Source organism: Moorena sp. SIO1G6, from assembly GCF_010672795.1.
GTDB lineage: Bacteria > Cyanobacteriota > Cyanobacteriia > Cyanobacteriales > Coleofasciculaceae > Moorena > Moorena producens.
Genome location: NZ_JAAHFZ010000139.1, coordinates 1 through 3,099, shown reverse-complemented (window position 1 = coordinate 3,099; position 3,099 = coordinate 1). Strand labels below are relative to the sequence as shown.

At 41.9% G+C, this 3,099-nt stretch carries 1 protein-coding gene and 1 pseudogene; one reads left to right on the top strand and one right to left on the bottom strand.

Annotation, left to right across the window (positions count from 1 at the left end):
* Positions 1-357, bottom strand: a pseudogene (locus tag F6K63_RS36475) (hypothetical protein); the annotation flags it as partial.
* An 898-nt stretch (positions 358-1,255) separates the two neighbouring features.
* Here F6K63_RS36475 and F6K63_RS36470 point away from each other — a divergent pair.
* Positions 1,256-2,854, top strand: a complete 1,599-nt coding sequence (locus F6K63_RS36470; RefSeq protein WP_287314957.1) for a WYL domain-containing protein — start codon at positions 1,256-1,258, stop codon at positions 2,852-2,854.
* Positions 2,855-3,099 lie beyond the last annotated feature (245 nt).

Genomic DNA, 3,099 nt, shown 5'->3' with positions numbered 1-3,099 from the left:
GCTGCCACCAACAGATACACTGGAGCACTCCGAAAGGAGAGGATATCTAGGAGCCGTGTGAGATGAAAGTCTCATGCACGGTTCCGAAGGAGAGGTGCCCCGGATAATACCGGGCATCGACTCTAACATCCCCAAGCCATTGATTAACCAAAAGAGAGCAAATAGGAATATTTCAAACCAGCCAAATGGAAGATATGGAATTGAAAGTAAAGCAATTATTGTTAGTCCAAATGGTAAAATTTGAAAAAAAATAAAATGCTTTCTTTGCAGCCCATGCAAGAAGGGGCTATTAATCGTCTTTTTTCGTTTCGTTGTGTCTATTAAAATCGACTCTACATCTGCTAATTCACTATTCATAATTTTCAATATATATATTTCAGTATAATTGTAATATTTGATTTAACTTAGTCAAGACATTTCGATTGTAGCCGAATAATCAGGGTAAGCGCAAGAATCAATCAGCCAGGGCTTATTGAGAAAAAAACCGCGTCATTCTCAACAAATAAACTCTATTGCGAGTAAAGTTATACGAGATTATAGGGGTTTCGAGCGACGATCAACCGATATCCAGCCAATGCAAATTATGAGTCATTTTTTCTTGCGCTTACCCTGATCTACTTTGGTATAAATTATAACTTAAAAAAATATGATTAAACCAAATTTTATTAAAATTGGAAAAAATCGAGGTAAAAATAAGTACATTTGTTCTACTAAATCCCTGAACTTTCAACGTATTTTGAGCAATAAAGAATAAACCGTTGCGAACGCGCCCCGCGTCGGCGAAGCCGAATTGCCATTAGAATTTTTCAGATTTCTCAAATCACATTCTCAATCATCTCGGGCTTATTAATAATTAAAGCCGCTTATTGACATCTATCCAGCATATTGCCGTTTTGTAGTACTATCAAATAAATTTCATCTGTAGTTTTTGAGACTAATTTATATGAGTTTACTCTAAAAAAAATGCCTTATTTATTATGCTGAATAAAAGCTCGTTTTGTAAAGGAAGAAGGAAGCTTCGGAGCAGGGACTGAGGCCGTAGGCCACGCTTTCGCCAAAGCCGACGCTGCGCGAACGCGCCCCGCGTGGCCTACGGCCAAACGCGAACGGAGGAGTGGAAAGAGCCCGTATTAAAAAAAATTGTTAGTTAAATACCAGAAGTTTCCTTATACAGTAAGCTTGATGAGTTTTTTAACTGTAAATTTAGCATAAAAGGTATTGAAGAACCATTATTCGTTATCCCAACATAGGGACGTTGCACAGCACTGACCCAACAGAGATCGAACGGGTTTTGGGAACAGTGCCCGATTTTGCCACTCCCCTCCAAGAAGTCTGTGCTTTGATGGCCAAACTCAAGGGAGAAATCTATGGTGACCCGAATGCGATTGCAACGGATTTACAGTGGCTACAGGACAATGGGCTAATTAACAGCAATGATCACAATGGTGAGGGCGTTGCTGATTCTGGGTATGATTCTGCCCCCCTAGCCCCCCAATTCTGGGGGGAACAAAACTCTGAAAGTCCCCCCCGGTGCGCTTTCCAATGGGCGAGTAAATCGCCCTTGGGTCGCACCGCAAAGTTGGGGGATTTAGGGGGCTTGACCAAAACCAGACGATCGCACATTCATACTTCAATTCAGCAACGCCATTCTGAGCTAATCCTGCCCATAGTACAGAATCCCCATCTACTCACCCATGCCTATTCCGATCTAGAACCCTTTCAGCGTCTGATCAAGACAATTCGGTTTATCTTGCATCATCCTTTTTTGCCAAAATCCGGAAATAGTAGCCTCAAAACCTTGACAAATGCCCTCCAAGACGATAAAATCATCATCGGCAACGGCATCCATACCCTGCGCAAAGATATCGAAAAAATCCTCAAACCCTATAAGATATTACCCAACTTTCCCCTCAAGCAAGGCTATTTTGCAGGCACCGGCATATTCTCTAGGCAGGAACTCGGTAAAGTATTTGCAGTGCTGCAATCTCAAGCCAAAAGTTTAGAGGATCCCATGGCACTCTCTACCTATGAGATGTTCCAGCAACGGATGACCCACTCAAAATTAGACCCCCCTTCCACCTATCCAGTGCGAGCAATTCGCAATCGCTGTATCGTAGATGCCGACTCCCTCCAGGATTCAGCCTTGCTCAATCATCTAGACAAACTAGAAAATGCGATCGCCCAAGGGGAATTATTAGAATTAAATCGAATTAAAGGCGGTGGCCGATTTGCTGGAGATCACGACGGATTTTTTCAAGCTTGGCCCCTGCAAATAGTATTTTACAATCACGCCTGGTATTTAGCATTTCAGCACCACGGCGGTAACCAGGATAAACTATTCCGGTTTGGACGATTAGACCGACTCTTTCTCGGTCGTGCCCTTGGCCAAACCCGCGATATGAAACAACAATGGCAATCCTTGCAGAAGCTGGAAAAACTCCACGAAGCAAGTGCCGGATTATTTCTTGGTAATAGTGCTAGCCAACAGCAACAGTTACTCAGTAGCAATAAATCAGAACAGTCAGCAGTTCAGGTCACCGTTGAACTGTGGTTTAATGACGATATGTTCCGATTTGTAAGTGAAGGAACCAAGCGCTTCAAACACATAAAAATGTCTCCCCCCTTAACAGCAAATCCCAGCTTGCCTAAATCCTTGTTTTCACTTCCTAAAACCAAAGACCCCAATTTTACCAATCGCTTTCAAGTAATATTACCCAAGTGGGCATTAGAGGATGTCGATTTTTTTCCATGGATTATCGGTTTTGGCGGCAAAGTTAAAGTAATCCAACCTCAAGAATTAGTTGATAAAGTTAATAAAATTGGCGCTGATATTTGTAGGGTTTATCAAGATTAGGGAGTAGGGAGTAGGGAGTAGGGAGTAGGGAGTAGGGAATAGGGAGTAGGGAGTCGATAATATATAGCGTTTATTTCATTGATGAGGTACGGCTATGAACCTCAAAATCCCCCTTATTAAGCTATGCTTTATAAACATCTTTCTTAACATAAAACTTGACAAAAAGAGTCAAGTGTGCATAGAGAGGCGATCGCCCTAAATTGACAAAAAGAGTTAAGTGTGTATAAGAGTGCGATCGCTAATCT